Below are 26182 nucleotides of genomic sequence, written 5' to 3'. Positions count from 1 at the left end.
AAAGAGACCGGAACAAGGTCTCTTTTTTTTGTGCATGACTATCGCTTACACTAACTTTGGCTCCATGAATACAGTAAAAGAAGGAAAAACTGCGGCCCTAACGGCTTATTTTACTTTAATAGGCTCGCTTATAGCCCTGAGTATGAACTCCGAAACTAGAAATGAGTTTGCCAGATTTCATATTCGTCAAGCTCTTGGGCTACATTTATTCTTCTTAGGTTTCGCTTTATTTCTTAGCCAATGGTTTAATCAATATGCCTGGTACGGGCTATACATTTGCTATTTTGTACTTTGGTGGTATGGTTTTATTGGCGCTTTACAGGAAAAAAGACAATCCGTGCCCCTTGTTGGAGGCTTGATTCAAAAATGGCTTAAATTTATATAATGACAACAGCTCCCCTATCCTTAGAACATTTGATCAGACCATCTTCATTAACTGACGGGAAACCTCCCGTTCTATTTATGTTTCATGGTTATGGCAGCAATGAAGAAGACTTATTTTCTTTTGCACCTGAACTATCCGAAGAACTTTGTGTGATTTCAGTGCGGGCGCCCTACCCTATGGAACCTTATGGAAATGCATGGTATGCTATTAATTTTGATGCCCAGCAAGGTAAATGGAGCGATGATGAGCAAGCAAAAACTTCACGGGACAAGATTGTCGCTTTTATAGATGAAGCTTGTAACACCTACAACCTAGATTCTGAACGTGTTACTATCTTAGGATTTAGTCAAGGTACCATTTTAAGCTATGCCGTTGCTTTATCCTATCCTGAGAAAATAAAAAATGTAATTGCCTTAAGCGGATATATAAACGAGGCCATTCTAAAGAAAGGCTATACAGAAAAAGACCATTCCGATTTAAAAATCTATGTGTCGCATGGCCAGGTAGACCAAGTGATTCCACCGGAATGGGCACAACGTGCACCAGAATTTCTAAAGAATTTGAACATTGATCATGTTTATGAGGAATTCCCCGTAGGTCATGGCGTTGCTCCTCAAAACTTCTATTCCTTTAAGAAGTGGTTGGCAGATAAAATCTAACCTATTCGCTGCGGGTATACAGCAAATGGTCTAGCATAGTGAAGTCTACTCCCAAATCATCTTTAAGCTCGTACTTAATTAAAAGTTCTCCCCAATATTTTCCATCGGAAAAATCCGTTAGAATCCATTTATGATTTAAAACTTTAATTTTATTTATCTTAAAATCGCTTTCCATGCCCTCGTAAGGCACTAAAGGGTTATCACCCTTACTTTCATTGGTCTCAAGGAGCTTATCTGCTATATATCTTGATGGGTTTTCCAATTGCAAATGATCATAATACGCCAAAGCATCATCATTGTTTTCCAAGGAAAAGTATTGCATTTCCAACACCTTTAATTTTGCATCTTGCACCGAGTCTTTTAACTGATCTATTTCAGCTTCCAACTTAGCAATACGCTCATCTTTTACATCGGCCATCTTTCCATTACTCACAAAAAGATAAAGGCAAATAAGTGATACAAAAATCAATAGATAAAAAACGATTCTACTTTTCATAAATAAATATGGTTTGTACTTTAAACTGTAATGGTTAGATTATCGTATGCCAAATGTACATTTTTGGGCAATTTTTTTTCAACTTGTGCATGAAACCCTAACATATGGCTAATATGGGTGAGATAAGCAACATCTGGTTTCATTTCCTCAATAAACTCCAGAGCCTCTTTTAAGTTAAAATGCGAATGATGAGGCTCCTCCCGAAGTGCGTTAATAACAAGAACCTTACTGTTTTTTACTTTTTCCGCTTCTTCACTAGTAATGGTTTTAACATCCGTTAAATAGGTGAAATCTTTAATGCGAAAACCTAGAACCTTAATGCGATTATGGCTAGCCTCAATTGGAATCACCTTAACACTTCCAACCGTAAAAGGATTATCCTTATCAATAAGATTGACCGCTACTGCTGGTGCTCCAGGATATCTATTTTCATCGGCAAAGATATAATCAAAACGCTTTTTAAGAGAGTCGGCCACTCGTTTATGAGCATATACAGGTACATCTCCCTGTCTAAAAAAGTAGGGTCTTATATCATCTAAGCCAGCGGTATGATCAGAATGCTCGTGAGTAAAAAGAATGCCATCTAAAGTGATTACCTCGTTTGTAAGCATCTGCTGCCTAAAATCAGGACCACAATCAATGACATAATTATAATCTTTCCATGAAACCAATGCAGAAACTCGCAGTCTTTTATCTCTTGGGTCTTCACTACTACAAACCGGGTGATTACTGCCTATTACTGGGATTCCCTGAGAAGTACCCGTACCCAAAAAGGTTATTTTTAACGCATCGTTCATCTAGAGTCAAATTTATAACTAAAAAATTTAATAGATAACCCGATCTTGTTAACTTTGTTGAAAGCAAAATCGACCAAATGGCTTCAGTTTTAAAACGAGATACCGTATTTGAGAATATCCCTTCTATCAAAGCTAAGACTTTGAGAATCAACTTAAACCCTGACATTTACGGAACGTTTTCGGAAATTGGTGCGGGCCAGGAAACGGCGCGTCATTTTTTCCGTTCCGGAGGCGCTTCAGGTACCATTGCCAAGGCGATGAGCGCTTATGACAAGGATTTTAGCGATGCCATTTATGGTATTGAAAAAGATGGGCGTTATGTGACACAATCGCGACTTAAAAAGATGCTTTCTCATGAAATGACCCTTATGGAAGAGCGTATTAGTCGTGAAACACACCCTGATCGTTTATTCTTTTCTTACGCCAACACGGTTGCGACCATAGATTTTTCTAAAAGATATAAAGGCCATGGCTGGGTAGGGATTCGCTTTCAATTAGACCCTAACCAGAAGGAACTAGATGAAATCATACTACACATTCGTTTTAAGCAGAACGAGGCACGTTTGCAGCAAGAAACCTTAGGTATTCTAGGTGTTAATTTGATTTATGGTGCTTTTTACAAGTACCACAAGCCAAGGAAAATGTTGAAATATCTTTACGACCATATAGATAAGGATACCGTAGAGATTGATATGGTAAACTTTTCTGGTCCTAATTTTAAAGATGTAGACAATAGGTTAATGAGTCTTCAGCTTATACGTAATGATATGACCGATGCGGTTATGTTTGGCCCTGACGGGAATAACTTCCTTCCTGCCTCTGCATTGTACAAAAAAAATATTTTGGCATTACGCGGAAGTTTTAGACCGGTTACTAAGGTAAATATGGACATGTTTCATAAATCATATGACATCTTTGTTCGTGATCCTGCGGTAGACCAAGAAAATACTATGGTTATTTTTGAAATAACCCTTTCTAACTTAAAGGCTTCGGGTGAAATAGATGAACAAGATTTCATGGATCGTGCTGAGTTGCTCTGCTCTCTTGGTCACACCGTAATGATATCAAAATTTCAAGAGTATTTTAAGCTAGTAGAATACTTTAATAGATATACTAAGGCTAAAATTGGTCTTACCATGGGGGTTAACAACTTGGTGGATATCTTTGATGAGAAATACTACAGGCATTTATCCGGAGGTATTTTGGAAGCTTTCGGAAAACTATTTTTCAAAGAATTACAGGTTTACCTTTACCCTATGAAAAATGCTGAAACTGGTCAAATCATGACCAGCAACAATATAAAGGTTCACCCAAGAATGAAAGAATTGTACAAGTTCTTTAAGTACAATGGAAAGGTCATGGACATTATAGATTATGACCCCGAGATTATGCATATTTTTTCAAGAGATGCTCTTAAAAAACTCATCAATAATGAAGAAGGATGGGAAGAAATGCTTCCTAAAGGTATACCTCAGATAATTAAAGATGAAAACCTGTTTACCAGGAAGTTAGTAAAATCAAAAGAAGACAAAATAGAATAATAATTAAAAAGGGGGCTTAAGCCCCCTTTTTAATTAAATCAATTTGAATAAATTTTTACAAATACAATTATTCTTCAAGTAATTGAGCTGCATGGTCTTTGGTTTTTACCTTATCAATTACCTTAATTACAATTGCATTACCATCAACAACAAACGTTTTTCTATGAATACCATCGTACTCACGACCCATGAATTTTTTAGGTCCCCATACACCAAAAGTGTTAATTACAGTATGATCCTCATCCGCCAATAATGGAAATGGAAAATCATATTTTCTCTTAAAGTTAGTCTGTCTCTTTTCTGAATCTGCACTTACTCCCAACAACTCATATCCTTCGGCTTGCAGCTCCGCATAATTGTCTCGTAAATTACATGCTTCTGCAGTACAACCTGGAGTACTTGCTTTTGGATAAAAGAAGACAATTAATTTCTTGTCTTTAAAATCAGATAATTTAATTGTATTACCATCTTGGTCTTTCGATGAAAAATCGGGTACTTTGTCTCCTACTTGCAATGTGTTCATAGCACTTCTTTATTTTGTGTTTCAATTTTCATTGCCAAAATTAGACAAAAATGACAAAAGCGGAAAAGGTTGATTTTACTATTAAAACTCTCAAGGAAATTTATCCCTCCATTCCGGTTCCATTAGACCATAAAGACCCCTACACTTTATTGATTGCCGTACTCATGTCTGCTCAAAGTACAGATGTTAGAGTAAATCAAATCACCCCTCTTTTATTTGAAAGAGCAGATAATCCGTACGATATGGTAAAACTATCTGTGGAGGAAATTCGTGATATTATAAGACCGGTTGGATTATCCCCTATGAAATCAAAAGGAATTCATGGGCTTTCAGAAATTTTGATTGAAAAATACGATGGTGTAGTTCCACAAGAGATAGAACTTTTAGAAGAATTTCCCGCCGTGGGGCACAAAACGGCAAGTGTTGTAGTTTCACAAGCTTTTGGTATTCCAGCTTTTCCTGTGGACACCCATATTCACAGGTTAATGTACCGCTGGGGTTTTACGAATGGAAAAAATGTGGTTCAAACAGAAAAAGATGCCAAGCGTTTATTTCCAAAAGAAATATGGAACGACCTGCATCTTCAGATTATCTGGTACGGTAGAGAATATTCGCCTGCCCGAGGATGGAATTTAGATAATGACATCATTACCAAGACCATTGGCAGAAAAACCGTGATAGACGGCTATTACAAAGCAAAAAAGACCCGTTAAAAATCGGGTCTTAATATATATTTTAATTCAAGCTGTTTTCAAATTGAAAATTCTTGTATTCAACAATATGAAATTGCTTTGAAAAACTAAGCAAAAAGTTGATTGTTTCTTTTGTTGCTTGTATAGCTTTACCTCTTTCAAGGTTCTCAGAGTAAATTTTTTCCATAATAGTAGTATTGTTATACAAAGGATAACGCAACTAGAATGGAAATATTGTCAAAAATTATTAGCGATCTATTAATTCGTTAAAACTATGTTATGCTTGTCTATGATTTTTCTAAGATTAATCAGAGCGTAACGCATTCTACCTAAGGCAGTATTGATGCTTACTCCTGTATTTTCTGAGATTTCTTTAAAGCTCATATCTTTATAGATACGCATAACTAAAACTTCTTTTTGATCATCCGGTAACTCTTCGATCAGGTGCTTTAAGTCAGAAGTAATCTGGTCTTTTATAATTTGTTTTTCTGCATTCAACTTATCATCGCCAATTACCGAAAATATATTGAAGTCATCACTACCTTCAAACATTGGCATTCTTTTGTTCTTTCTGAAATGGTCAATAATCAAGTTGTGTGCTATACGCATTACCCATGGTAAAAATTTACCTTCTTCACTATACGAACCTCTTTTTAAAGTTTTAATCACTTTAATAAAAGTATCTTGAAAGATATCTTCAGTAACGTCTCTATCTAGAACTTTTGAATAAATGAAACTAGAAATTCTTTGGTTGTGACGGTTGATTAGGACTTCAAGTGCTTTTTCATCTCCGCTGATATAATCTCTTACTAATACTGAATCTTCGATTTGTGAGCTCATGGTGTAGGGTTTTTAGTTTTTGACTTGAGACTTTCTAAGAAAGGCTTTTCGTTATTTAGTTATTTTGAGTTCTATTTTTATCCTTTGGTGGATGACCTTGTTGTTAATTATGATATAAAACTAGATAATAGAGGCCTCTAGAAAAAAACATTGTTGTAAAACCGCCAGTTTTTGATGTGAAAAGCTACTTTTCTATTTTTCTGCAAAATAAAATGCAATGTAGTGCGTTAGCCACACGAAATCAGACTTCTGAAGAATACCACAAATGTGGGGTTATAATATGTCTCTTTACAAGAAATAAGATATAACATATAGTATGTACTATAAAGACAGTAAGTATAACTGGTTATTTCCTACAAAAAAGCCCCAGCAATTTTCATTGCCAGGGCTATATATACTTTAAAGAACTAGTACTAGTTCAAATTCGATTCAAACTGTAAGCCATTTACTTCTGTTATTTCTAATGCCTTTGAATAATCTAATAGAAACTTCACTGTTGAAGGTTTTGCTTTAGCCAATCTACATTTGTCCGATTCTGTAGCGTAAATTTTTTCCATATCTATTTTAGTATTGTTACAGCATTATAACGTCACTAAGGTAAATATAATGAATCGGTTCGACCTACCGCTTATTAATTCGTTAAAACAATATTGTGTTGATCAATGATCTTTCTAAGGTTTATTAAAGCGTAGCGCATTCTTCCCAAAGCCGTGTTGATACTTACTCCAGTATTTTCAGAAATCTCTTTAAAACTCATATCCTTATATATACGCATAATCAAAACCTCTCTCTGGTCCGCAGGTAACTCCGCAACAAGAGCTTCTAAATCACAATCTATCTGGTCTTTGATCAATTGTCTCTCTGCATTGAGCTTTTCATCTCCTATCAAAGAAAAAATATCAAAACTATCTGCCCCTCCAAACATAGGCATTCGACTACTTTTCCTAAAATGGTCTATGATAAGGTTATGGGCAATACGCATAACCCAAGGCAAAAATTTACCTTCTTCATTATAGGCACCACGTCTTAGTGTTTTAATTACCTTAATAAAGGTATCCTGAAAAATGTCTTCGGTAATATTACGGTTATTTACTTTGGAATAAATAAAACTACTCAACCGCTGGTTGTGCTTTTCAATCAATATTTCCAGTGCTTTTTCATCACCGGAAACGTAATTTTTAATAAGAAGGGAGTCTTCTGTCAATATATCCATAACAATTACTTTAATAGTTAAAACTAGACGCCTTCCCTATGGAAAGGTCTTGTAGTTAATGTTTTAATCTTTCTAAAAGTAATTTTATGCTATAGGCCTATTAACGTTTTATTAGGGTTCAAATATAGATAAAATTAAATGACTTTTGAAAATTTCTATTGTTATACATACATTTTTTAATGCGATCCATACAATTTTAGTTATTGAATTCTTCATATCGTATCTTTGCAAACTTAGATAAGAACATGGCTGAAATAGTAGATGTAAATCCCAAACACAACATTATAATTAAAGGTGCAAAATTGCATAATTTAAAGAATATTGATGTTGTTATTCCTCGTAACAAACTTGTTGTTATTACAGGGCTTTCTGGTTCAGGAAAGTCTAGCTTGGCATTTGACACGTTATATGCAGAAGGTCAAAGACGATATGTAGAAAGTCTTTCTTCTTACGCAAGACAGTTCTTGGGAAAATTAGACAAACCAAAGGTAGATTACATAAAAGGTATAGCACCTGCTATTGCTATAGAACAAAAAGTAAATTCTACAAACCCACGATCTACCGTAGGTACCACTACAGAAATTTATGATTATCTAAAGTTATTATATGCCCGTATTGGACGTACCATATCCCCTACTTCTGGTCGAGAGGTAAAAAAAGATACCGTTACAGATGTTGTTGAGCATGTAAGATCATATGAAGAAGGAACTAAACTACTTTTATTAGCACCTATTACCATAGATGAAACTAGAGAAACGTTAAAATCTCTTCAACTATTATCCAAACAAGGATATGCGAGAATAAAGTATAATAATGAGGTGTTTCGCATAGATAATGCGCCAGAAGACATTGAAAGAAATTTTGAATTGGTCGTTGACCGTATTATTGTTAAAGACGATGAAGATTTTTACAATCGTTTGGCCAATGCCATTGATACCGCTTTTTTTGAAGGCAAGGGCGAATGTACTATTGAGGAACTTTCTACCCAAAACCAAACTCCTTTTAGTAATAAGTTTGAGTTAGACGGAATGTCTTTCTTAGAACCGAATGTACATTTATTCAGTTTCAATAATCCATATGGGGCTTGCCCAAAGTGCGAAGGGTACGGAGATGTTATTGGTATTGACCAAGACCTTGTAGTACCTAACACTGCCCTGTCTGTTTATGAAAATGCAGTCTTTCCTTGGCGCGGTGAGAGTATGGGGTGGTATAGAGATCAACTTGTAAATTCTGCCTATAAATTCGATTTTCCTATTCATAAACCTTGGTTTGAACTATCTGAAGAACAAAAACAATTGGTTTGGAAAGGTAACGACCATTTTATAGGCCTCAACAAGTTTTTTGAGCAGTTAGAAGAAAAAAGCTATAAAATACAGAATAGGGTTATGCTTTCTCGATACCGCGGAAAAACGAGATGCAACGTTTGTAACGGAAAACGATTAAGAAAAGAAACTAACTATATAAAGGTTGGCGGCAAGAACATATCTGACTTGGTAGAATTACCTATCAAAAAATTAATTCCGTTTTTTGAAGAATTGGTTCTTGACAAATATGACCAGAAAATAGCCTCACGTCTTTTAAAGGAAATCAATACCAGATTAGGTTTTCTATATAAGGTGGGGTTGAGCTACCTAACAATGAACAGAAAATCAAATTCACTTTCAGGGGGAGAAAGTCAACGCATCAACCTGGCCACGTCCTTAGGTAGTAGCCTTGTAGGAAGCATGTATATTTTGGACGAACCTAGTATAGGGCTACACCCAAAAGATACTGAAAACCTCATAGAAGTGTTACAGTCTTTACGCGACCTAGGAAATACCGTTATTGTTGTGGAACATGATGAGGATATCATGAAAGCTGCAGACGAAGTTATAGACATTGGCCCAGAAGCCGGCACTCATGGTGGTGAGGTAGTTGCCCATGGCACATTAACGGAAGTTTTAAAGTCAACTTCATTAACCGCAAGTTACTTGAACGGTACGGAAGAAATTGTGGTACCTAGTAAAAGAAGAACTTCTACAGACTATATTACTATAAAAGGGGCTCGTGAAAATAATCTAAAAAATATAGATGTAACCTTTCCTCTTAATATGCTCACTGTTATCACCGGAGTTTCCGGTAGTGGAAAAAGCACTTTGGTTAAAAAACTGTTATACCCTATCATTCTTAAAGAAGTTGGTGGTTACGGTGAAAAAGCTGGTCAGTTTACTTCCGTTACAGGAAAATATAAGTCTATAAAACATGTTGAGTTTGTTGACCAAAACCCTATTGGGCGGTCTTCTCGCTCTAATCCAGTAACCTATATAAAGGCTTATGATGATATAAGAAATCTATTTGCTTCTCAAAAACTTAGTAAAATAAGAGCCTACCAAGCCAAACACTTTTCTTTTAATGTTGATGGAGGCCGATGTGAAAAATGTAAGGGCGAAGGTGAAATAACAGTGGAAATGCAGTTCATGGCAGACGTACACTTAAAGTGTGATACCTGCGATGGTAAACGTTTTAAAAAGGAAGTTTTAGAAGTAAAGTTCGAAGATGTTAATATTGATGGTGTCTTGAATATGACCATTGATGATGCTATTACCTTTTTTGATAAGAACAAGCAAACCAAAATTGTAAATAAGCTGAAACCCCTACAAGATGTTGGTTTGGGGTATGTTACTTTAGGACAATCATCCTCTACCCTATCTGGCGGAGAAGCGCAGCGAATTAAACTTGCCTCCTTCTTAGTAAAAGGCACAACAAAAGATAAAGCTTTATTTATTTTTGACGAACCTACAACTGGCTTGCATTTTCATGATATTAAGAAACTTCTTAAATCTTTTGATGCGTTAATTTCTAAAGGGCATTCCGTAATAGTCATAGAGCACAATATTGAATTGATTAAATGTGCTGATTATATTATTGACCTTGGACCTGAAGGTGGAGAGAATGGCGGGCAGCTTCTTGCCGAAGGCACTCCAGAAGAAATTATTAACAGTAAAACTTCCTTCACAGCAAAATACTTGAAAGAGAAATTGTAGCTATACAAAACTCAAAAAGCAAGACCATATTTTCATTATTGAAAGTATGGTCTTTTGTTTTAACTACAATTGAACCTTATACGTTCTGGTTTTTAAAATTTTAATGCAATATTTAAAATACTGAATATCAAGCGTATAATAGCAAGTTAAGGTTTTTGGCATGCTGTTTGTATACTACTACCCGAATGTCAATAATAACATTCAGAAATTAAAAACCTTATATCATGAGAAACTTACTACTCTTTTTTTCGGCCCTTATTTTAGGCACCTCTGGTGTTATGGCCACAAGTACAGTTGAAGATAAGGTTGCAGAACGCAATGCTTATAGATACAACGACTCATTTATTTTTGTAGAGAATGGCATTACGTTTTCAGTATATCCTGATGGTGAATTCGATTTTTATATAGACAACCGCGTAAGTGGCCGTCGTAACGGAGTAACCTTTAATTCAGGTTTTGATTATAGTCCTTATGCGCAATACGATGATTATGGAGCCGTAATCCAAGTTGAGAATGTTCCTATATATTATGATTATTACGGACGCGTAACTCAGGTTGGAGATGTAGATATTAGCTATAACAACAACCGTGTTCGTAGTGTAGGTGGAATGTACGTATACTACAACCGAAGAGGGCTTTATGATTACCATACAGGGTACATTAATGTATACAATAGAAGATATGTATACAGACCGTTTCATTCTTTTTTCGCGAGGCCAATAATTGGGTTTAGTTTGGTATTCAATAAGCCATACAGAAGGCATTATAGCCCCATTCGTTATACATACTACAATCCGTATAGGTATAACAAAAGACGTGCGTATGCCTCAATAGGTAGAACACACAGATATAACAAGGTAAGAAACGATAGAGCCAGAATCTATAGAAATGACAAGAGAGTTGCCATAAGAAGTAATACATCTAGAAATAATAGATCCGTTTCTAAGAGAAATTATGCGAATACACGCACAAATAGAGCAGTTTCAAACAGAGGTGATTTGAAAAGGAGAACTGTTTCTAGAAGTAGCACAACCCGTGCAAATAATTCAAACGGAAGAATTGTAAATAGAAGCACTACTGCAAGGTCAACCACTGCCACTCCATCTAGAAATAGATCGGTTACACAAAGGTCTACTACAGTAAGAAAGCCCTCTAGCAATACCGTTACCAAAAGAACAGTAACACGTTCGCCTAGAAGCAGTACAGTAAAAAGAAGCTCAACGACTTATAGAAGTCCGCAAAATAACAGAAGTACAAGTAGAACAGTAAGGAAGGCCCCTGCACAAAGTAGAAGCAGTGTTTCAACAAGAAGTTCTTCTTCTAGGAGCTCAGTAAGCAAAGCTCCATCTAGAAGTAGCAGAAACACTACTTCTTCAAGAAGTTCATCTTCAAGGAGTTCTTCTAGACGATATTAAAAATAGTTTTTAGGTTGGTTAGTTGTTACCCCCGCAGGATATTTATGTGCTGCGGGGGTTTTGTTTATAAAAGAGTATCAGATAACCTTTTCAACCGTTACTTTAATGGATTTACTGATTGGTGTTTTACTTTTATCTGCGTACTGATCGTGAGGTATTAAAACATTGGTCTCCGGATAATATGCTGCTAAATCTCCAGATGGAATATTATAAGGAATAACCAAAAACCGATTCGCCGTACGAACTTTTCCATCGTAAGTACTACTGATATTGATAACGTCTTTCTTCTTAAGGCCTTTCTTTTCCATATCCTTAGGATTCATAAACAATACACGTCGTTCATTATAAACACCCCTGTATCTATCATCCATACCATAAATAGTAGTATTGAACTGATCGTGCGATCTAATGGTCATCAACATAAATTCTTCCGAATTTAAATCATGTTCAGGCAATTGATTCACCGTTAGCTGGGCACGACCATTGGGTAACATACTAAAGTCTAAATCACGAACATTATTTGGCAAATAGTAGCCTATGCCTTTAGAACGTTCCTTAGTATTATCAAAACCCTTAATTACCTTATCAATACTCTCCCGAATGAGGTCATAGTTTTCACCCATTTCCTTCCAATTCACAGAATGCTTTCCGCCAAAAAAGGTATGCGCCAATTCTGCAATCAACTCAGGTTCACTTTTGATATTATCAGATGTAGGTTTTAACAATCCGCGAGATTGTCTTACACGCCCCATACTATCTTCCATAGTTTGATAGCGTATAGCACCATCTTTCATGTCCTTTTCGGAACGACCAAAAGTGGGTAGAATCAATGCAGTTTTTCCCGTAACCAAATGCGAACGATTCAATTTTGTACTCACCTGAACTGTCAATTCGCAGTTTTGCATAGCTTCGGCCGTATATAAGGTATCAGAAGCCGCCATTAAAAAATTACCGCCCAAACAAATAAAGACTTTACCCTTTTCATCATGCATAGCCTTAATAGCGCCAACCACATCTAAACCTTCTTTATCCGGTGCCGTAAATCCTAAATGTTCTTGAATACGCTTATTCAACTCTTCATTTACAAAGTGCATAATTCCAACGCTACGATCACCTTGCACGTTACTATGGCCGCGTACAGGGCACGTTCCCGCATTTGGTTTACCTAGAGATCCTTTTAACATTAATAGATTAAGGTATTCACAAATAGTAGCTACACCATTTTTATGCTGAGTAAGTCCCATAGCCCAGCAAACTACTATATTACTGCTGGTTGCCAACAGTGCTACAGTTTCATTTACTTTCTCCTCACTTACACCACTGAGACGCAAGAGTGTTTCTTCGTCATAATTCTTAAAATCTGTAATGAGCGCATCATACCCCTCTACATATTTAACCATAAAAGCATGGTCAAAAACTTTCTGCCCCTTTTCATCCAGTGCAGCAAGTCTTTTAAGAATTAGCTTCATTAAAGCTATATCTTGATTAATACGAACTTGCAAATGAATATCCGTTAGGTCTTCACCACTACCTATGAGTCCGTTTAAGTGTTGAGGGTTTTTAAAGTTGATTAGACCAGACTCCTCTAACGGGTTTATACTAATTACTTTACCCCCATTTTTCTTACACTTTTCTAAGGCCGAAAGCATTCTTGGGTGGTTTGTACCTGGATTTTGCCCCGCTACAATTACCACATCTGCACCGTACAAATCCTCAAGTTTTACAGAACCCTTGCCAATACCCAATGTTTCGGATAGCGCTACACCACTAGATTCATGACACATATTAGAGCAATCTGGCATATTATTAGTTCCTATGGCACGAGCAAACATACCGTACAAATAAGCCGCTTCGTTGCTAGAACGTCCAGAGGTGTAAAAAATAGCATCATCAGGAGCGTTCAACTTATGAAGTTCTATTGAAATAAGCTCATACGCTTCTTCCCAAGAAATAGGTTCATAGTTTACATTGCCTGGTCTTAATACTAGCGGCTCCGTTATTCTGCCAAATTTGTTAAGTTGATATTCTGTGAGCTTAGAAAGTTCTTCTACTGAATATTTCCTAAAAAATTCCCCTCCAATTTTATCCGTAGTAGCTTCATCCGCAACTGCTTTTGCTCCATTTTCACAATATTCCGCAACAGAAGACGGATGTTCCGGATTAGGCCATGCACAACTGGGGCAATCAAAACCATCTTCTTGATTAAGCTCTAGAAAAGCGCGCATAGATCGTACAACACCCATTTCCTTAAACCCGTGACGTAACGCTTCTTTTACTCCTATTTTTCCTGCGGCATACCTTACTGGTTCAGTAATTTTAATATTTGAAAAATTTTCAGAACCTATTACCGATACGTTTCTATGGAATTCTTTATTGGACATACTCAATTCTATTTCTAATGTTGCAATTTCGGATTAGGGTAATTATCAGACTCATCTTCCCCTCTATCATCTAAGCAGGTAAAATCTTTTTCAACCAAAAGAGATAACTTATTACCGTCTTTCAGAGAAGTAGAATTACTAAATCCAATTTTTTTACTGTTTTCCCAACCTTCAATAGTTTCTGAAGGTAAAACCAAGGTTATTCTATTATCCTCAAAATTGGCAATTAGCTCTGACGCATCTGCCTTACTACTCAAAGCATAAGTGAAAGTATTTTGGGGAAATTGAGTTTCTTCTTGAATATACCCAGTTTTGCAAAGTTGAGACACTTCTGTCTGTGTAATACGCATGCGTATGGAGTTGCCTTTTATCCGTATTTTCATTTGAGACAATATTGTTGTTGGCTAGTAAAAGTAACCTTAAGCCTTAATTGACCCTAAATATACAAGTCAATATTGAAACAACGCGGAATATTTCTCCTTTGTTGGGTCTTACCCATAGCCCTATTCTCTTCATATAACAAAATACCCTCAGAATTGTGAATTTTGAAATAAACACCTGGCCCTGGAATGGAAGAAATAGGAGTTTCAATACTAATGAGCGGAGAGAGATAGGTTTGCTTAAAGTCAATACTTTTATAATCTATTCTGAATTGCCCCATACTATCGGAAACTGCGCTTCCTAAAAAGTCATCTTTTACCCAATCTACGTCAATCGCCGAGACCACAACCCCTTTAATGGGAGTTGTTTTATCTACTGCAGATTTTACATTCCCAAGAATCGTCCAAATATCGAACTGCCGTCTTAATTGACTCCAAAATTGAAAACTGAAACTATAATTCCAGCTAAATTCTTTAATCTTGTTGTTATTATTCCGCCAGATGGGCATTAAACGACGAGCGGTAAAGTGAATAGGATTACTTCTTTTCTTAAGTGTTGCTAATTTATCGGAAACCACTAAATCTATTTCAATAGCGCCCTCAGTATATAAATCGCAAACATTGATTCTGTAATTTCCATCCTCATCCGTAAAACCGGTTCCTAGATGCCTTTTTTCCTTAGCCATAACCGCATTGGGTGATAGCATCTCAAGCTGGTTTTTGAAGGCACTAGATTCTTCAACCCCTTCCAACGCCTTATAAATATTTACCTGAACATTATCTAGGGCTTCATAAAAATCTAAATACAAACAAGCCCTTAGATTTCCTTTAATGATGTACCCCATATTTTTTAATCTTACTTCTAATAAAAATTCACTTAAACAGCACAAGGCCAATATCAATTGTTTTTGGGGGACAGCTTAACAATTTAGTTATGTTAAGGTAGAATTATTGTTGTTCCTTTCCAAATACTTTGGATAAGAGCTGAAAAACATCCTCTGAAATTCTAAACTTATATAGGACTCCTATATAAAGTATACTTATCCCAGCGCCCTTAATGATAATGTTTATAATAGGGTGAAAAGAAAGGTTTACAAAGTAAAATGCTAGTATAGTTATTACCAATAATACGGATGCCTGCACCGTTTCTTTGGTAAATGGAAGCATATTAAACTTCATTTTTACATATATTAATTTTACGGTATTGTAAATGAAAAATGCAGAAAAACTAGCAATAGCAGCACCGTCTAAACCATACGCCGGAATAAGCCAAATATTTAAAAGTACGGTTACTACAGCTAAAAACAATCCCATATACAAAACTGCCCTATAATAATCAGAATTATATAAAATGGAGTTGTTGTTTCCTAATATGGCGTCATAGAGTTTCGCTAACCCTAACCAAACAAAAATCATATATCCGTTTCGGTAAGCATCGGGCAACAGTTCGTATAAATCATCTAAATTCAAAAATATGAGAACAAACAGAAGTCCGGAAATAATATATAAGGTCAATGAGCTCTTTTGATAAAGTCTGCTCAACCCTGCTAAATCGTTCTTATTAAGAAGCTCCGCCGTAAGCGGATACGTTATTTGGTGCATGGAGCGTGATGGAACAGCTATGACCAAAGCAATAAAACTAGCCACACTATAATAAGCCACGTTCTCAATCTTTATAAACTGATTGATCATAACTTTGTCTATTTCTAGAAGTACGATTGCTACGGACCCTCCTAGAATAATTAGTGCGCTATACACTAAGATTTTTCGCGTGTTGTCCGGAAAGTCAAAAACCAATTTTGGCCTATGTAAAGTATAGGCGTAAATTTTCATAAAAATCATCCGCAGTATATAAACAACTACGAGTCCGTCTATAAATGACGTTACAGATATGACATCAAAATATAAAAGGATTAAAAGTGTAGACTGGCCTACCCTGCCAAAAATTTCTTTCATGAAATTACCAAAAACGGATTTCATGTGTACTCGTGCCCAAGCATAAAAAACTTCAAAGTAGGCCATGACCATCGCAATCAAAAAAATATGCCACACATAGCCTTTAACAATGGGGTTTTCCTTAGATAAGAAATCTCCAATAGTATCATTTACCAAATACGTAAGACCAGCTATAGGGAGCATTAAAACTAAAGGCAAAAATAACATGAGGGTTAAAAATCCATCTGTAGATTTCGCATCGCTAAAGCCGCTATAGAATTTTACTAGCGTATTTGGAACCCCAAAAGCAAGCAAAGGCATTAAAACTACAGATGCTGATAAGACTACCTGCAGCAAACCGTAATACTCGGGTTCCATAAATTGTAAATACAGCACCAAAGTATTTAAGGCGCCAAGACCAAAACCAAGGTAGGTAATAATTGAATTGTTCAATGACTGTTTAAATACCAACCCCATTACAGTAATTTTGAAAGTTCTTGGGTAAGTGCCTTTCGGCTATACTTTTCAATACCCGTAGATTCTGATATAATCCTATCCTTTTTAAAAGCAGTATACCACTCAAGAATCGTTTTCTTTAGTTCTGCTTGAGCTTCATAATTAAAAACCTCACCTGCATTCATGTCTTTAATTATACTTCCTGCTTCCCAACCTTCTGGACCAATAGCCAAAATAGGTCTTTTCGCAATCATATATTCAAAAAGTTTTCCTGGTATTATTCCTTTGGTTTCTTCACTATCTATTTCTACCATTAACAAAAGTTGAGACCGTTGTTGCTTATGTTGGGCTTCTGCATGAGAACCATAACCAAGCATTTTTATATATGGCCCTAATTCAAAACGGTACATTGAATCCATTACATCTTGGCTAACAACCCCCATAAATTCCAATTGAAGGTCCCCACGAAAAACAGCATCTTCAGCAGCAAGCCGCGATAACACTTGCCATAAGTTTTTTGGGTTTCTACCTGTCAACAAAGAACCAATATGAGAAATTGTAAACCTACGATCTAAATGGGCATCTCCTTGGTAATCGGAATCATAACCATTCGTAATTACGGAAATTGACTGATTTGTAATCTGCTCAAACTCTAATTTTGTAGTATGGCTCGTAACCAAAATTCTATCGGCTTCGTTTAAAACATCATGCTCTAATACTTTATGTTTCTTTTCTGAACTACTGGTAAGTTTTAACTCTTTATGATAGCCTATAGACGTCCAAGGGTCTCTAAAATCTGCCAACCATGTAACACCTGTGTCCTTCTTTAATTGCTTACCAATTAGATGTACACTGTGTGGTGGTCCTGTTGTTATTATGGTATTGATATTTTCTTTAGATAAGACTTCGGTCAAATATTTTACAGAGGGTTTAACCCAATACTTTCTGGCATCGGGAATAAAAAAATTGCCTCTGACCCATAACATCGTCTTTTCAAAAAATGATTGATTTTTAGTCTGTATGATACCTGAACTTATTCGTTTTGTTTTTTTTGACGAAAACAGTTTCGCGAGTCCGTATGGTTCAAAAAGAGGTTGGGAATACACATTTAAATCCTTAGGGATTTCTGACGTCAAAGTTGCATCTTCTATAGGATAATGTGGCTTTTCAGGAATGTAAACAATAGGCTCAATATCAAAATTCCGAAGATATTTTACAAACTTCAACCACCTCTGCACACCCGGACCACCAGCAGGAGGCCAATAATAGGTGATAATGAGGACTTTTTTCATAAGTGTAAATTACTAGGTGTAAGATTGGGGAATCTTTACAGACTATTTTTGAACTTCTTTCTTTTCTTGGCCCTCATTTTTCTTTGAACCGAAGACTGTAAAACCAATTCCACCTAAAACTATAAGTGCTATTACAATAGAACTGGCCAAAGTAATTTGACTACCTATCCTTACGACTTCAGGTTCAAATTTAAACTCTATGGTATGCTCTCCGCTAGGTATTTCAAGTGCTCTAAGTGTGTAATTAACTTTAATGTGTTCTGTTAGTTTTCCGTCTATATAGGCATTCCATCCATTTTGATAATACATTTCAGAAAAAACAGCCAATCCATAATTTGCGTTCTTTGACTGGTACGTTAAATCATTGGGTTCGTAATCTGTGAGAATTATTACCGCCGTTGAATCTACTTTAAACTCAAAATTGTTTAGATTCTTCACTTTGGCTAAATTAACAACTGCCTCAGTTTTTGTATTCAATTTATCTAAAGCTTGAATTTCTTCATCTGCTGAGTTTACTTTAACAAGTTCCTTGACAAACCATGCATTTCCGTTTGCATTTGGGTTGACTGCCGGGTAACTTTTTCCCTCTTCATCTTGTTGCACTACATACTTTACATTTAGCATATTCAACACACCCATATTGCCCTTATATACGTAAAAGCTGAACAAATCTTCCAGACCGGCAGGTTTTGCAGCATGATACCCCCCAATAGATTGATGATAATAAGATGTACGTGCTCCGTTTATTCCTTCTTGCGGGTCATAAACCCTATAAACACCTTTATCCTTATTTATCTCTTGATCAATAGCCGTTTCTGGAAAAGGCTGTGTCATTTTTCGCTTTGAAACAAAATTATCCGAATCTACATAACGTAAACCTACCCCTGCCAAATCAAAAAGAATTAAAGCTCCAACAGCAACAATAGCCAAGTTCTCTTTTAGCTTTCCTTTGATATAAAACCATAATGCTAATGCAGATAAGAACACAAATATCATAGATCGTAAAAGGTCCGAGTTGTAGACCGCTTTTCTATCAGCCTCAATTAAGGAAACCAATTCATCCCCATAGTTTCTTTTTAAGAACTCATCACTTGGTCCTTCAAAATCAAAACCAGCTTTAAAAATGAACAAGGCAACACTTATACCCAAAACTGTGAAAAATGAAATCTTTAGTGCATTTAGCTTTTCTGATACGTCAACCGTGGGTCTAAAAAGTTCTCGCAAAGCTAAAACAGCTAATACGGGAGCACATAATTCTAAAATAACCTGTATAGACGAAACCGCCCTGAACTTATCATACAACGGGAAATAATCTATCATTATATCCGTCAAGAAACTAAAATTCTTTCCCCAAGAAAGCAACAAGGACATGATTACGCCACCAAGTAGCCACCATTTGGCCTTTCCTTTTACCAAGATCAGACTCAGAATAAATAGAAAGAAAATAATTGCCCCAATGTAAGCTGGACCCGATGTACCAGGCTGGTCTGCCCAATATAAAGGCAATCCACTAGAAAAGTTCAAAGCCTGACTACGAGAAACACCTTGATCAATTAAAAAGTCATAACTTTTTGAATTTTCGCCTAAATTTTCATTGTTAGAGCCACCGAATAATCTTGGTACAAATAGGTTGAGTGATTCAGTTATACCGTAACTCCATTGGGTGATATATGCCTTTTCCAATCCACCAGTATTTTCTTTGGTGTTCCCTTCAGGGTCAATTGTTAGTTCAGATTTTCCACGGGTACTCCAATCCGCATATTCTTTTGTAGCCATTAGGCTTGTGGCATTTGCTGCAATACCCAAAAGAACAGCTACCAACAAAAGCCCTACAGAACTAAAATAATGTTTCAATTTTTCCGTGCGAATAGCATCAACTAAATATACTACTCCTAAAATCAATACTAGAAGCATAAAATAATAGGTCATCTGGTAGTGATTGGCCCTAATTTCCAATGCCATGGAAATAGCGGTAAGAATAAATCCCCAGAGATATTTTTTTCGGAACACCAATACAATTCCACCTAATAGCATGGGAAGATATCCCAATGCATGGGCCTTCGCATTATGCCCTACACCAAGAATAATGATGAGATACGTTGAAAACCCAAAAGCTAAAGCTCCAACAATAGACAACCGGTAATCAACTTTTAAACAACAAAGTAAAAAGTAAAATCCGATAAAATATAAAAATAGATAATCCGCTGGTCTTGGTAAAAACCGAATGAGATTGTCTAACTTTTTCACATAGTCATGAGGATAATAAGCCCCAAGCTGATATGTAGGCATGCCACCAAAAGCACTGTTGGTCCAATAGGGCTCCTCCCCTGTTTTCTTCCTAAAATCATTCTGCTCCTTGGCCATGCCTGTAAACTGAACAATATCTGACTGTTCAATAACCTTGCCTTGAAGCACAGGATTGAAATACGCCAAAGCGGCAATCACAAAAAAAACGGTAACAAAAAAATGTACGAAGAAGGCCTTCAATCCTTTTTGCATAATGGGATTTATCGGGTTGATTTGGCTAAAATAATGAAGTTATCTCGACTTTGGAATTTGTTTTGATCTTAACTTAAGACAGAGCTATAAGTTTAAGAAAATAAACATTGAATAATTTGGCTCAAGACCCACGAAAGTAGAGGCTATTATCAAAAGGAAAAAATGTTCTCGGATAAAAAATATTAATCAATTTCTTCAAAATCAATATAGTCCCCAACTTTATTATTAGAAGAGGTCTTTCTAGAAGGTTTCTTATCAATTATAACATCACCTACCTGGTCATTTTGTCTCTGAGCATTGTTCTGCTGAGCAAAATCACCAAACTTTTCATTGAAGTGCTCTTGTGTCTTACGAGCCGCATACCCAAAAATCTTAGGTGCAAACATCTTTACCAATATCTTAAAAAGGTAATAGATCAATACAATAATTAAGATTGTCTTTAAAAATGCCATACTTTTTTCAAAATGATTATATCAAAAATACGATTCTAACGTTGTAATAACAGTGTAGAAGTGCTAAAATATTATTAAAGTACCCTCTTTGAAGAACCTTACAGAAATGATAGTTGGTATAAACTGCCCAAAAAAGCAGTGGGTAGCAACCATTTTCTTTTGAAAAGAAGCTCTGATAGATATTTAGTGTATATCCATATTCTGCACAAATGAACAATTTGAAACGAATAAGAAAGTAACACCAAAATGAAAAAATATCTTTTATCCTTATTTTTCACCCTCCCATTAATTGGAACCGCTCAATATACAGATGTAATAAATTCTAACCGCCCCGGTTTATCCGTTAGTGCTTATGCGGTGGGTAGAAATGTGTTGCAAGTAGAAGCAGGTCTTCTCTATGAACAACGCGATCACACGCTTTTAGATACCAAAAGCAATATTTGGGGCTCGGATATCTCTTTACGTTATGGTTTACTTTTTGAGCAACTAGAAATAAATTACGAAGGAACCTACGTAAACCAAGATATCACTTATAATAGTTTAGGAACATCTGAGAGTTTTACTGATTTTTCAAGAAATCGTGTGGGACTTAAATTCTTAATTTATGACCGTTACAAGAATCCAGAACGCAATAAGCCTAACCTTTATAGCTGGAAAGCGAATTATGGTTTCAAATTTAAAAATTTAATTCCATCTGTTTCCCTTTATGGTGGTGCTACTTTTAACCTAGGAGAAAATCCATTTTATGTTGGAGACCCAACAGTTTCATACCGCGGAATGGTAGCCACACAAAGCAGATTAACACCTCGTTTTGTTCTTATTACAAATATTGCCTACGACCGCATTACAACAGACTACCCTGAATTAAGCTATCTAATTTCTTTATCCCATGCCTTCCGCAACCCTAAATGGAGTGCTTTTGTAGAAAACCAAGGTATACAAAGTGATCGCTACTCAGATGCTTTGATTCGTGGTGGGGTAGCTCATTTATTGACTGATGACCTACAAGTAGATTTTAATCTTGGGGCTAGTTTTAAAAACACGCCTTCTCGAATTTTTATAACTGTGGGCGGGTCCTACCGTTTTGATTTTCACAAAGATAAGTTGAAAGCTATAGATGAACAAAGCGCTGGCGAAAATGGTGGTCCAATTAAAAAGAACTCCATGAAAAAGAAAGAAAAAGAAGAACGGAAAAACAAGAAAAACGGTAGTGGCGCCGAAGATATTGATCTAGGACCGTCTAAAAAAGAATTGAAAAAACTAAAGAAAGAAGAGCGAAAGAAGAATAAAAATAAAGAACGCGGTAGTGGAGCTATTGATTTTTAACTGATGTTCACTTATTCATTATTAATAAAATTAAGTTTCATAATTTTATTCTAACCCTATTTATCCCTAATATTGACCTTACAAAATGAATTGTATGGTCACCCTAAAAGAAGCGATTTCAAAAGACGAACTCAAAGAGTTCGTTAAATTTCCATTTTCGCTTTATAAAGATTCTGCATACTGGGTACCCCCTTTAATAGCGGATGAGATGGCCACTTTTGATAAAGACCAAAATCCTGCTTTTAAAAATGCAAGCGGTTGGTTCTACCTTGCCTATAAGAACAATAAACTTGTTGGTAGAGTTGTTGCCATTATCAACCACCTAGAGGTCAACGATCAAAACGTAAAGAAGATGCGATTTGGTTGGTTTGATTTTATTGATGACCCTGAAGTATCCGAAACGCTTCTTAATAAAGTTGCTGAAATAGGAGCTACGCACCACTTAGAGTTTATGGAAGGGCCTGTTGGGTTTTCTAATCTTGACAAGGTTGGTGTTCTTACAGATGGTTTTGACCAACCAGGAAGCATGGTAACTTGGTACAACCACGCATATTACATTAATCATTACGAGCGTTTAGGGTTTGTTAAGGAAAAAGGGTACGTTGAAAATAAGTTTCCGGCCAGTAATGCAGACCCTGCTCTATTCACCAAATTAAACGGGTTAGTAAAACGACGCTATGGTCTGCGTGAAATCAATTTTAAAAAAACCAGTGATGTACTGCCGTTAGTGGATCAAATGTTTGATCTCTTTAACCAAACGTATTCTAAACTCTCATCGTTTGTACCGATTACGGATGTTCAAAAGGAATACTTTAAAAAGAAATACATAACATTTATAGATCCAGAATACATTAAGTTCATTGTTGATAAAAACGACAGTTTAATCGCGTTTGCTATAGTAATGCCATCTTTTTCCAGAGCTTTACAAAAAGCAAAAGGGAAGTTGTTCCCATTTGGGTTTCTGCACTTGCTAAAGGCCAAGAAATACAATAAGGATGCAGTATTCTATTTAATCGGTATCCATCCTGATTACCAAAATAAGGGTGTAACAGCTATCATCTTCAACGAGTATTACAAAACATTTAATAAAAGGGGAATTGAAATGTGCTACCGCACCCCTGAACTTGAAGACAATATTGCTATCCGCCAAATGTGGAAGCATTTTGATCCAAAAATATACAAACGGCGTTCTACGTATAAGAAAAGTCTCTAATTAAGGGGTCGCTTTCTCCCTTTCTTTAAAAAATATCAAATCAAAAAAAATGCCTTACGTAAAAGTAAGGCATTTTTAATGGTATAAACAAGTGTATATTACTCACCCATAGCTGCGGCAACAGCTGCCGATAATCTTTTATAAGTTCCATTTTCCAAACGGTCTCTAATAGCGGAAAATGCTTCTAACGTTTCTTCTATATCTTGCATTGTATGTGTGGCTGTAGGAATCATACGGAGTAATATTAATCCTTTTGGTATAACCGGATAAACTACTATAGAACAAAATATGCCGTAATTCTCACGTAAATCTTTTACAAGCGCCATAGCTTCTGGAATGCTTCCGTTAAGATAAACAGGAGTTACACAACTTGTAGTTGTTCCTATATCAAATCCTCTTTCTTTTAGTCCGTTTTGTAAAGCGTTTACGTTCTCCCATAATTTAGCCTTAAGCTCTGGTTGAGTACGTAACATATCCAATCGCTTTAATGCTCCTTTCACATAAACCATAGGTAATGATTTAGCGAACATTTGCGAACGTAAGTTATATTTTAAATAATCAATTATTTCTTGGTCAGCGGCTACAAAAGCACCAATACTCGCCATTGATTTAGCAAAAGTTGCTAAATAAACGTCAATGCCGTCCTGGACACCTTGTTCTTGTCCTGCTCCTCCTCCAGTTTTACCTAAAGTTCCAAAGCCATGCGCATCATCAACCAAGAACCGGAAACTAAACTTCTCCTTTAAAGCTACTATTTCTTTAAGTATACCTTGCTCTCCTCTCATGCCAAAAACACCTTCGGAGATAACCAAAATACCTCCGCCAGTTTGCTCGGCTAATTTCGTAGCTCGCTCTAGGTTCTTTTCTAAACTTTCAACGTTGTTATGAACAAAGGTAAATCGTTTACCCATATGCAGGCGCACACCGTCAATAATACAAGCATGACAATCCACATCATAAACAATAATATCATCTTTAGTTACGAGGGCATCTATAACAGACATAAAACCCTGGTAACCAAAATTCAATAAATAAGCGGCTTCTTTTTCCACAAACGTAGCACATTCTTGTTGCAATTGCTCGTGAAAGTCCGTATGCCCGCTCATCATTCTAGCTCCCATAGGGTATGCCGCACCATATTCTGCAGCAGCTTCGCCGTCTACCTTTTTAATTTCAGGAAGATTGGCTAAACCTAAGTAATCATTAATACTCCAGGTGATTACCTCTTTTCCCTGAAACTTCATTCTATTAGAAATTGGCCCTTCTAACTTAGGAAAAACGAAATATCCTTCTGCCTGTGAAGCCCATTTTCCTAATGGCCCCTTGTTCTCTAAAATTCTGTCAAATAAATCTCGCATTTAGGTGTACTTTGGATTTTAGTGCAAAAGTAAGATTTTAAGAGCAACATTCATAAAATATTATTCCCTAACAAAAAAGCAATGACCTAACGGCCATTGCTTTCCAACTTTTACAAACTTATGTGTTATTCTTTAATGTATTGTACCTTTTGAGTTTCGCTTACATCGTTGGTGTCAAAGAATCCTTGGTCCTCCATCCATTGATCACTGTAAACCTTACTCATATATCTTGAACCGTGATCAGGAAAGATAACAACTACGTTATCTTTTGGCCCGAACTCACCTTCTTCATTTAATTGTTTTAATGCTTGCATTGCCGCTCCACTTGTATAACCTGCAAAAATACCTTCGGTCTTTGCCATTTCACGTGCAGTATGGGCACTCTCAGAATCTGTAACCTTGATAAACTTGTCTATTACATCAAAGTCAGTAGCTCCTGGAATCAAATTTTTACCAAGACCTTCAATTCTATACGGGTAAATTTCATTGGCGTCAAACTCTCTTGTCTCATGGTATTTTTTTAATACCGACCCAAAAGCATCCACACCTATTACTTTAATGTCTGGGTTTTGCTCCTTAAGGTACTTAGCTGTGCCCGAAATAGTACCTCCTGTTCCGCTACATGCTACAAAATGTGTAATCTGTCCACCGGTCTGCTCCCATATTTCCGGACCAGTACTTTGGTAATGGGCATTCATGTTCAACTCATTAAAATACTGGTTGATGTAAATTGATCCATTTGTTTCTTTATGCAGTCTTTTTGCAACTTCATAATAAGAACGAGGATCATCTGCACTTACATGAGCCGGGCATACATATACCGTAGCGCCCATTGTACGCAACATATCAATCTTATCTTTTGATGATTTTGAACTAACGGCCAAAATGCACTTATAACCTTTAATAATACTCACCATAGCAATACTAAAACCTGTATTACCAGAAGTAGTTTCTATAATAGTACTGCCTTCGGTTAAAATACCCTTACGCTCCGCTTCTTCTATAATATGCATGGCAATGCGGTCTTTAGAAGAATGACCTGGATTAAAAGATTCTACCTTGGCAAAAAAGTTACCTGTAAATCCTTCCGTGATTCTGTTTAATTTTACTAGTGGAGTGTTTCCTACGAGTTCTAGGATATTGTTGTATGCCTTAATTTTGTTTTCCATAAAGGATGTCTGGTTTTGGGAACTACTGATAAGCTATAAAGTTTCCAAAATATTCTAGGAGCAAAATTACTATTTTTTTTGAATATGTCATTTTATCATGGGAAATACCTCAAAAAAATGAAGAATTTTGGCCTTAA

Annotated in this window: 23 protein-coding genes; 8 read left to right on the top strand and 15 right to left on the bottom strand. The window is 36.1% G+C overall.

Going from position 1 to position 26182, the window contains the following annotated elements:
• The first annotated feature begins 64 nt into the window (after window positions 1-64).
• Entirely contained in the window at window positions 65-385 is a 321-nt protein-coding gene (locus IWC72_RS15705; RefSeq protein WP_194527125.1) for a hypothetical protein, read from the top strand.
• Window positions 385-1044, top strand: a complete 660-nt coding sequence (locus IWC72_RS15700; RefSeq protein ID WP_194527124.1) for an alpha/beta hydrolase — start codon at window positions 385-387, stop codon at window positions 1042-1044. Before IWC72_RS15705 ends, IWC72_RS15700 begins: the two co-directional genes overlap by 1 nt.
• Before the next feature lies 1 nt (window position 1045).
• Here the strand turns inward: IWC72_RS15700 and IWC72_RS15695 are convergent, their stop codons facing one another.
• Window positions 1046-1540 carry a hydrolase gene (locus tag IWC72_RS15695; RefSeq protein ID WP_194527123.1) on the bottom strand — a complete coding sequence of 165 codons (495 nt, stop codon included), beginning with the start codon at window positions 1538-1540 and terminating at the stop codon, window positions 1046-1048.
• A 20-nt stretch (window positions 1541-1560) separates the two neighbouring features.
• Window positions 1561-2337 (bottom strand): MBL fold metallo-hydrolase, encoded by a 777-nt coding sequence (locus tag IWC72_RS15690; protein WP_194530412.1) that lies wholly within the window; start codon window positions 2335-2337, stop codon window positions 1561-1563.
• Window positions 2338-2414: 77 nt separating this feature from the next.
• Here IWC72_RS15690 and IWC72_RS15685 point away from each other — a divergent pair, with 77 nt between their 5' ends.
• The gene (locus IWC72_RS15685) at window positions 2415-3878 is read left to right on the top strand and encodes a TonB-dependent receptor (RefSeq protein ID WP_194530411.1); all 1464 of its coding nucleotides are present in this window, start codon (window positions 2415-2417) and stop codon (window positions 3876-3878) included.
• 67 nt (window positions 3879-3945) lie between these two features.
• On the opposite strand, the gene bcp is transcribed toward IWC72_RS15685, so the two are convergent.
• On the bottom strand, window positions 3946-4401 hold the full coding sequence (bcp, locus tag IWC72_RS15680; protein WP_194530410.1) for a thioredoxin-dependent thiol peroxidase: 456 nt from the start codon (window positions 4399-4401) through the stop codon (window positions 3946-3948).
• A gap of 50 nt (window positions 4402-4451) precedes the next feature.
• Here bcp and IWC72_RS15675 point away from each other — a divergent pair, with 50 nt between their 5' ends.
• Window positions 4452-5114 carry an endonuclease III domain-containing protein gene (locus IWC72_RS15675; protein WP_194527119.1) on the top strand — a complete coding sequence of 221 codons (663 nt, stop codon included), beginning with the start codon at window positions 4452-4454 and terminating at the stop codon, window positions 5112-5114.
• Between the two features lie 237 nt (window positions 5115-5351).
• Here IWC72_RS15675 and IWC72_RS15670 read toward each other — a convergent pair whose 3' ends face one another.
• The 3 genes from IWC72_RS15670 to IWC72_RS15660 all read right to left on the bottom strand — a co-directional run bounded on the left by IWC72_RS15670 (window position 5352) and on the right by IWC72_RS15660 (window position 7146).
• The gene (locus tag IWC72_RS15670; RefSeq protein WP_194527118.1) at window positions 5352-5933 is read right to left on the bottom strand and encodes an RNA polymerase sigma factor; all 582 of its coding nucleotides are present in this window, start codon (window positions 5931-5933) and stop codon (window positions 5352-5354) included.
• Between the two features lie 413 nt (window positions 5934-6346).
• Window positions 6347-6490 (bottom strand): hypothetical protein, encoded by a 144-nt coding sequence (locus IWC72_RS15665; protein WP_194527117.1) that lies wholly within the window; start codon window positions 6488-6490, stop codon window positions 6347-6349.
• 74 nt (window positions 6491-6564) lie between these two features.
• The gene (locus IWC72_RS15660) at window positions 6565-7146 is read right to left on the bottom strand and encodes a sigma-70 family RNA polymerase sigma factor (RefSeq protein WP_194527116.1); all 582 of its coding nucleotides are present in this window, start codon (window positions 7144-7146) and stop codon (window positions 6565-6567) included.
• A 245-nt stretch (window positions 7147-7391) separates the two neighbouring features.
• On the opposite strand from IWC72_RS15660, the gene uvrA reads away from it, so the two are divergent.
• Window positions 7392-10169 (top strand): excinuclease ABC subunit UvrA, encoded by a 2778-nt coding sequence (gene uvrA, locus IWC72_RS15655; RefSeq protein ID WP_194530409.1) that lies wholly within the window; start codon window positions 7392-7394, stop codon window positions 10167-10169.
• A 224-nt stretch (window positions 10170-10393) separates the two neighbouring features.
• On the top strand, window positions 10394-11584 hold the full coding sequence (locus IWC72_RS15650; RefSeq protein WP_194530408.1) for a hypothetical protein: 1191 nt from the start codon (window positions 10394-10396) through the stop codon (window positions 11582-11584).
• A 77-nt stretch (window positions 11585-11661) separates the two neighbouring features.
• Here IWC72_RS15650 and IWC72_RS15645 read toward each other — a convergent pair whose 3' ends face one another.
• From IWC72_RS15645 to IWC72_RS15615, 7 genes are all read right to left on the bottom strand, one after another.
• Complete coding sequence (locus IWC72_RS15645) at window positions 11662-13965, bottom strand: FdhF/YdeP family oxidoreductase (protein WP_194530407.1); 2304 nt, start codon at window positions 13963-13965, stop codon at window positions 11662-11664.
• Between the two features lie 14 nt (window positions 13966-13979).
• Window positions 13980-14348 (bottom strand): DUF7009 family protein, encoded by a 369-nt coding sequence (locus tag IWC72_RS15640; protein ID WP_194527112.1) that lies wholly within the window; start codon window positions 14346-14348, stop codon window positions 13980-13982.
• Window positions 14349-14401: 53 nt separating this feature from the next.
• The gene (locus IWC72_RS15635; RefSeq protein WP_194530406.1) at window positions 14402-15190 is read right to left on the bottom strand and encodes a hypothetical protein; all 789 of its coding nucleotides are present in this window, start codon (window positions 15188-15190) and stop codon (window positions 14402-14404) included.
• Between the two features lie 103 nt (window positions 15191-15293).
• Window positions 15294-16757 (bottom strand): lipopolysaccharide biosynthesis protein, encoded by a 1464-nt coding sequence (locus IWC72_RS15630; RefSeq protein WP_194527110.1) that lies wholly within the window; start codon window positions 16755-16757, stop codon window positions 15294-15296.
• Window positions 16757-18028, bottom strand: a complete 1272-nt coding sequence (locus IWC72_RS15625; RefSeq protein ID WP_194530405.1) for a glycosyltransferase family 4 protein — start codon at window positions 18026-18028, stop codon at window positions 16757-16759. The genes IWC72_RS15630 and IWC72_RS15625 overlap by 1 nt, the downstream gene beginning before the upstream one ends.
• Window positions 18029-18070: 42 nt before the next feature.
• The gene (locus IWC72_RS15620; protein ID WP_194530404.1) at window positions 18071-20527 is read right to left on the bottom strand and encodes a YfhO family protein; all 2457 of its coding nucleotides are present in this window, start codon (window positions 20525-20527) and stop codon (window positions 18071-18073) included.
• A 182-nt stretch (window positions 20528-20709) separates the two neighbouring features.
• Window positions 20710-20979: a DUF4834 family protein gene (locus IWC72_RS15615; RefSeq protein ID WP_194530403.1), complete on the bottom strand. Its 270-nt coding sequence runs from the start codon at window positions 20977-20979 to the stop codon at window positions 20710-20712.
• A 246-nt stretch (window positions 20980-21225) separates the two neighbouring features.
• Between IWC72_RS15615 and IWC72_RS15610 the strand changes: the two genes are divergently transcribed.
• Window positions 21226-22305 carry a transporter gene (locus IWC72_RS15610; RefSeq protein WP_194530402.1) on the top strand — a complete coding sequence of 360 codons (1080 nt, stop codon included), beginning with the start codon at window positions 21226-21228 and terminating at the stop codon, window positions 22303-22305.
• A gap of 94 nt (window positions 22306-22399) precedes the next feature.
• On the top strand, window positions 22400-23518 hold the full coding sequence (locus tag IWC72_RS15605; protein ID WP_194527105.1) for a GTP cyclohydrolase: 1119 nt from the start codon (window positions 22400-22402) through the stop codon (window positions 23516-23518).
• Window positions 23519-23616: 98 nt separating this feature from the next.
• Here IWC72_RS15605 and IWC72_RS15600 read toward each other — a convergent pair whose 3' ends face one another.
• Entirely contained in the window at window positions 23617-24876 is a 1260-nt protein-coding gene (locus tag IWC72_RS15600) for an aminotransferase class I/II-fold pyridoxal phosphate-dependent enzyme (RefSeq protein WP_194527104.1), read from the bottom strand.
• A gap of 125 nt (window positions 24877-25001) precedes the next feature.
• Window positions 25002-26045: a PLP-dependent cysteine synthase family protein gene (locus IWC72_RS15595; RefSeq protein ID WP_194527103.1), complete on the bottom strand. Its 1044-nt coding sequence runs from the start codon at window positions 26043-26045 to the stop codon at window positions 25002-25004.
• Window positions 26046-26182: the final 137 nt, after the last annotated feature.

Origin of the sequence: Zobellia roscoffensis (genome assembly GCF_015330165.1) — a bacterium.
Classification (GTDB): Bacteria; Bacteroidota; Bacteroidia; order Flavobacteriales; family Flavobacteriaceae; genus Zobellia; species Zobellia roscoffensis.
Note: the sequence above shows the minus strand (reverse complement) of the source record. Positions and strands in the feature narration are given on the sequence as shown.